Consider the following 5,388-nt stretch of genomic DNA (forward strand, 5'->3'; position numbering starts at 1 on the left):
TGGACGGGCGCCGTGGTGTCCGGGTCGAGCGCCCAGCCGCTGAGCGTCACGCCCTCCGGCGTGGTCGACAGCCGCTCGACCACGCCCACCGGGGCCGCGTTGCGCACGGTCAGCCACGCGCAGCCCAGCACCACGTCGTGCCCCGAGCCGACGTTGACGGACGACACGCACACGAGGTGCCGGCCGTTGCCGGCCGGGACCGTGCCAGAGAACCCGTGCGACGGGCCGACGCCGTACGCGCTCGCCACGTCGGGCCGGCTCCGGTCGGCGGTCAGGCGCTTCACCGCGCCGTCCACGGAGACCGCGACCTGCAGGGACGCGGACGACCCCGGGTCGAACGTCCACCCGGAGAGCTGGATCCCCGACGACGTCGCCCGCAGGCTCTCGAGCCGCGAGACCGGCGAGGCCGCCACCGTGGCGTTAGCGAGCGCCGCGACGCGGTTGCGGATGTCCGGCAGCCGGTCGTACAGCGTCTGCCCCGGGCAGGAGGTCAGCTGCGCGTCCCGGTGCGCGTAGATCGTGGGGAACGAGACGCTCGTCCCGGCGGGGAACTTCGAGGCCCCGCCGCCGGACACCATCGTGACGTTCGTGTTCGCCTGGATGCGGTGCACGGCGAACTTCCACGCGATCAGCCGGCTCAGGCTCTCCAGCAGCGCCGCCGAGGGCGTGGTGGTCTGGAAGTTGCCGATGGCGGCCACGCCGATGGTCCGGCTGTTGAACCCGCCCGTGTGGACGCCGACCACCGTGGACTCGATGCCGCCGGCCCGCCCCTCGAACACCCGCCCGAACTGGTCGACGAGGAAGTTGTAGCCGATGTCGCACCAGCCACGCCCGCCCGCGGCCTCCGGGCGCGTGTGGTAGGCGTAGAAGCCGCGGATGATGCCCGGCACCTCGGCGGCGGAGTAGCCGTTGGCGGACGCGGTGTGGTGGACCGCGGCGGACACGATCTGCGTGGAGAAGTCGGGGTCGCAGGGCCGCATCGACTCGTCGGCGCCCCAGCCCGCGCGGCTGATGATCGCCGGGGCGGAGACGGCCGCGGTCGCGACGGCGGCCGGACCGGTGGCGGCGAGGGTGCGGACCACGGCGTCGCCGGACGACTCCGCCGTGCCGACCGCGGCACCGCCGGTGGCCGCGGCCCCGGTCGTCGCCAGCTCGCCCGTCCCCGCGGGGTCGGCGCCCGGGTCGACCAGGACGGCCTTGAGCCCCGTCACCGTGCCGGTCTCCGCCTCCGCCCAGATCTGCACGCCGTCGGCCCCGACGGCCACGATCGGGTCGGTGCCGTCGCGCGCGTCGGCCGCCGCGTCGTCGGTGCCGGGGTCCGGCGCGACGTCGGAGGACTCGGCGCCCGCCCAGTCGGTCCACGCGCCGTCGACCCGCACGCGGTAGCGGATCTCGACGCCCGACAGCCCGGGCGTGCGGTCCCACGTGACGCCGAGGACGGTGAACGGTGCCGTGTCCATCTCGACGGTGAGGACGTCCGGGTCGGCGACCGGCCCGGTGCCGGCCGCGTCGCCCGGCGCCGTCGGCGCGGGACCGGCCGTGGGGGAGTCGGACGGCTCGGCGGTGGGGGCCGGGGTGGGCGCCGCGGACGGCTCGGTGGTCGGCCGGGGGGTCGGCTCCGCGGTCGGCTCGGTGGTCGGCTCGGCGGTCGGGCCCGCGGTCGGCTCGCCGCCGTCGGCCGGCGCCGGCTCGCCGGGCAGGGCGGTCGTGCCCGCGGCGTCCTGCGCGCCGGGCGCCGTCGAGCGGGCCGCGGCGTCGGGGGCGGCGTCGCCGGCGCCCTCGTCGGTCGGCACGGACTCGGGCGCGGGCAGGTCCGGGCGGGCCGCGGCGCTCACGCCGGACAGGTCGAGCTCGACGACGGACAGCTCGTCCGCCGCGCTGCCGGCCGCCGGGGCGGGGCTGGAGGACGCGGCGGGCGCGAGCGTCGTGAGCAGCCCGGCGGCGAGCGCGCCGGACACCACGACGGACACGGGACGGCGCAGTCGTGCCATGGTCAGGTACCCCCTGTGAGTGCGGCGAGGGCCTCAGCGCACCATCTCGGGGCCGTCCTGTCGCCCCGACGCGCGGGGCGGCGGACGGGCTCCTGCGTGCGCGCAGGTCAGGCGTGCGCGGCCCGGCGGTAGGCCTCGAGGTGGACGCGGGCCGCCTCGGCCCAGGTGAAGCCGGCCGCCCGCTGCACCGCCGCGGCCGCGAGCGCGGACCGCCGCGCGGGGTCGTCCAGCAGGTCCCGCAGGGCCGCCGCGATCGCGTCCGCGCCCGTGCCGCAGTACGCGACGGCGTCGCCGCCGACCTCGGGCAGCGACAGCCGCTCGGTTGTCAGCACGGTGGCACCGCACGCCATGGCCTCCAGCACGGGCAGCCCGAAGCCCTCGCCCAGGCTGGGGTACGCCAGCACGGACGCCCCCGCGAGGAAGCCCGGCAGGTCGTCGAGCGGGAGGTACCCCGGCACGCGCACGGTGAGGTGCCCGGGGACCTCCGCGAGGGCGGCGTCCACCGCGTCGTCCCAGCCGCGCGCCCCGGCGAGCACGAGCGCGGGCGGGTCGGTCAGGCCCTCGCACGCCCGCACCCAGCCGCGGATCAGCGCCGGCACGTTCTTGCGCGGCTCGAGCGTGCCGAGGAACCCCACGTACGGCCGGTCGCCCACGTCCAGCGTCGCCCGGACGCGGGCGCGCTCGGCGGCGTCGACCGGGTGGAACCGGGCGGTGTCGACGCCGTGGTAGGCGACGGTCATGCGGTCGGCGGGTGCGCCGGTCGCGGCGACGACCTCCGCGCGGGTGGCCCGCGACGGCACGACCAGCCCCGCGGCGCGCCGGACGGCGAGGCGCGTCCACGTCCGGAAGAACACGGCCTTCGTGCGCAGGTGCAGCCCGGGGTCGGAGAAGAACGTGGCGTCGTGCAGCGTGACGACGACGGGCGTGCGGGCGGCCAGCGGCATCGTGTAGTGCGGGCTGTGCACCACGTCGGCGCGGACGCGGCGCGCGAGCCGGGGGAGCGCGACCTGCTCCCACAGCAGGCGCACGGGGCGGCGGTCCACCGCGGCGGGCGCCGCCACCACCCGGGCGCCCGGCGCGAGCGCCCGGTAGTGCGCCACGTCGCGGGCCTGCACCACGAGCACCAGGTCGGTGCCGGCGCGGTCCAGCTCCGGCACGAGCTCGTCGACGTACCGCCCCACGCCCCCGCGGTCCGCGGGCACCGCCGTGGCGTCGATCAGGACCCGCATGCCGTGCTCTCCTCGTCGTCCGGCCGACCCCGGCCCGCCCCGCGGGCGCCCGGTTCGGGGGTGCGCCCGGCGGCGACCCGCTCCGGCTAAGGTAGTGGCCCGTGACCGGAGACCCGACACCGCGCCTCCTGGTGATCGTCCCGGCCTGGAACGAGCGGGAGGCGCTCCCGGGCGTCCTCGCCGAGCTGGCGGCTGCGCTGCCGCAGGCCGACGTGCTCGTCGTGAACGACGGCTCGACGGACGGCACCGCGGACGTGGCGCGCGCCAGCGGCACCGCGATGGTGCTGGACCTCCCGCTGAACCTCGGCGTCGGCGGCGCGATGCGCGCCGGCTACCGCTTCGCGGCCCGGGAGGGCTACGACGCCGCGGTCCAGGTGGACGCCGACGGCCAGCACGACCCGGCCGACGTGCGGCGGGTGGTCGACGCCCTCGCCGACGGCGCCGACGTCGTGATCGGCGCGCGGTTCGCCGGCGTCGGGTCCTACTCCGTGCGCGGTCCGCGCCGCTGGGCGATGTCCGTCCTGTCCGGCGTGCTCTCGCGCATCGCCGGGACCCGGCTGACCGACACGACGTCCGGGTTCCGGGCGTCGAACCGCCGCGCCATCCTGCTGTTCGCCGACGAGTACCCGGCGGAGTACCTGGGCGACACCGTGGAGTCGCTCGTCATCGCGTGCCGCGCCGGGCTGACCGTGCGGCAGATCGGGGTCGAGATGCGCCCGCGGGCCGGCGGCACGCCGTCGCACAACCCGGCGAAGGCGGCCCTGTTCCTGGGTCGCGCCGTCCTCGCCCTCCTGATCGCGGTGTCGCGGCCGCTCGGCCAGGTCCCGGCGGGGGTGCACCGGTGAGCGGCTACCCCTTCGCCCTCGCGGCGTGCGTCGCGCTGGTCGTGTTCCTGGTCCTGCTGCTGCGCACCCGCCGCCTGCGGGAGAAGTACGCGATCACGTGGATCGTCGTCGGGGTGGGCGTGTGCGTGTTCGGCGCGTTCCCCGGCGCGGTCGCCGCGCTCGCGGACTGGGTGGGCGTGCAGACGCCCAGCAACCTGCTGTTCGCGCTTGCCCTGATCGTCCTGCTGCTCGTGTGCATCCAGCTCAGCGCGGAGATCACCACGCTCGAGGAGGAGACCCGGACGCTCGCGGAGGAGATCGCGCTGGTGCGGTTCGACGTCGAGCGGCTGGCGGCCACCGCGAGCCGCGCGGCACCCGCCGACCCCGCGGGCCCCGTCGACGGCGCCGGCGGCGCGGACGGTCCTGCCGCGTGATCGACCTGATGGTGCCCTACTGGGGCGACCCGGAGTACCTGCGCGAGACCGTGCGCAGCGTGCTCGCGCAGACCGACCCGGGCTGGCGGCTCACCGTCGTCGACGACGCGAACCCCGACCCGTGGGCCGGCGAGTGGCTCGCGTCCCTGGGGGACGAGCGCATCGTCTACCTGCGCAACCCGGAGAACCGCGGCATCGCGGAGGTGTTCCGCCAGTGCGTCGCGCTCGCGGAGGCCGACCTCGTGGCCGTCCCGGGCTCGGACGACGTGCTGCTGCCCGACTTCGTCGCGGTGGTCACGGCCGCGCACCGCCGGTTCCCGGACGCCGACATCATCCAGCCCGGCGTGGTCGTGGTGGACGAGCACGGGCAGCCGTCGCGGCCCCTCGCGGACACCGTGAAGCAGCGGCTCGTCCGCCCCCGCGGCACCGGCACGCGCGTCCTCGCGGGCGAGCCGCTGGCCACGAGCCTGCTGCACGGCGACTGGCTGTACTGGCCGTCGCTGGTGTTCCGCCGCGAGGCCGTGCAGCGCACCCCGTTCCGGCCGGGGCTGCCGATCATCCTCGACCTGGCGCTCGTGCTCGACATGGTGCTCGCCGGGTCGCGGCTCGTGGTCGAGCCGACCGAGGTGTTCGCCTACCGGCGGCACAGCGCGAGCGCGTCGTCGGTGAAGCTGCTCGACGGCTCGCGCTTCGAGGGGGAGCGGGAGTACTTCGACCTGGCCGCGGAGCTGATGGCGCGCCAGGGGTGGCGCCGGGCGGCGCGGGCGGCGCGCCTGCACGTCACGTCGCGGCTGTACGCCGCCACGCTGCTGCCGACGGCCCTGCGCGCCCGGGACCGCGCGGCGGTCCGCACGCTGCTCCGGCACGCGCTGCGGCCGTAGGGCCGGGGTGCGCCGGCCGGCCGCGCGGC

Annotated in this window: 5 protein-coding genes; 3 read left to right on the forward strand and 2 right to left on the reverse strand. The window is 77.3% G+C overall.

Going from position 1 to position 5,388, the window contains the following annotated elements:
• On the reverse strand, positions 1-1,991 hold a 1,991-nt coding region (locus AAHH18_RS16990; RefSeq protein ID WP_343302419.1), incomplete at its 3' end, for a peptidoglycan recognition protein family protein.
• Positions 1,992-2,098: 107 nt separating this feature from the next.
• Positions 2,099-3,220: a glycosyltransferase family 4 protein gene (locus AAHH18_RS16995; protein ID WP_343302420.1), complete on the reverse strand. Its 1,122-nt coding sequence runs from the start codon at positions 3,218-3,220 to the stop codon at positions 2,099-2,101.
• A 101-nt stretch (positions 3,221-3,321) separates the two neighbouring features.
• Between AAHH18_RS16995 and AAHH18_RS17000 the strand changes: the two genes are divergently transcribed.
• From AAHH18_RS17000 to AAHH18_RS17010, 3 genes are read left to right on the forward strand one after another with little or no spacing between them, the layout of a single operon-like run.
• The gene (locus tag AAHH18_RS17000) at positions 3,322-4,065 is read left to right on the forward strand and encodes a glycosyltransferase family 2 protein (RefSeq protein ID WP_283319710.1); all 744 of its coding nucleotides are present in this window, start codon (positions 3,322-3,324) and stop codon (positions 4,063-4,065) included.
• On the forward strand, positions 4,062-4,478 hold the full coding sequence (locus AAHH18_RS17005) for a DUF2304 domain-containing protein (protein ID WP_343302421.1): 417 nt from the start codon (positions 4,062-4,064) through the stop codon (positions 4,476-4,478). Before AAHH18_RS17000 ends, AAHH18_RS17005 begins: the two co-directional genes overlap by 4 nt.
• Positions 4,475-5,359 carry a glycosyltransferase family 2 protein gene (locus tag AAHH18_RS17010; protein WP_283319712.1) on the forward strand — a complete coding sequence of 295 codons (885 nt, stop codon included), beginning with the start codon at positions 4,475-4,477 and terminating at the stop codon, positions 5,357-5,359. Before AAHH18_RS17005 ends, AAHH18_RS17010 begins: the two co-directional genes overlap by 4 nt.
• Positions 5,360-5,388 lie beyond the last annotated feature (29 nt).

The sequence above is a fragment of the Cellulomonas olei genome (assembly GCF_039548315.1).
In the GTDB taxonomy this organism is placed as follows: Bacteria; Actinomycetota; Actinomycetes; order Actinomycetales; family Cellulomonadaceae; genus Cellulomonas.

Excerpts from the sequence above, each read along its gene's own strand:
- AAHH18_RS16995 (WP_343302420.1), bottom strand. The coding sequence starts at position 3,220 with ATGCGGGTCCTGATCGACGCCACGGCGGTGCCCGCGGACCGCGGGGGC.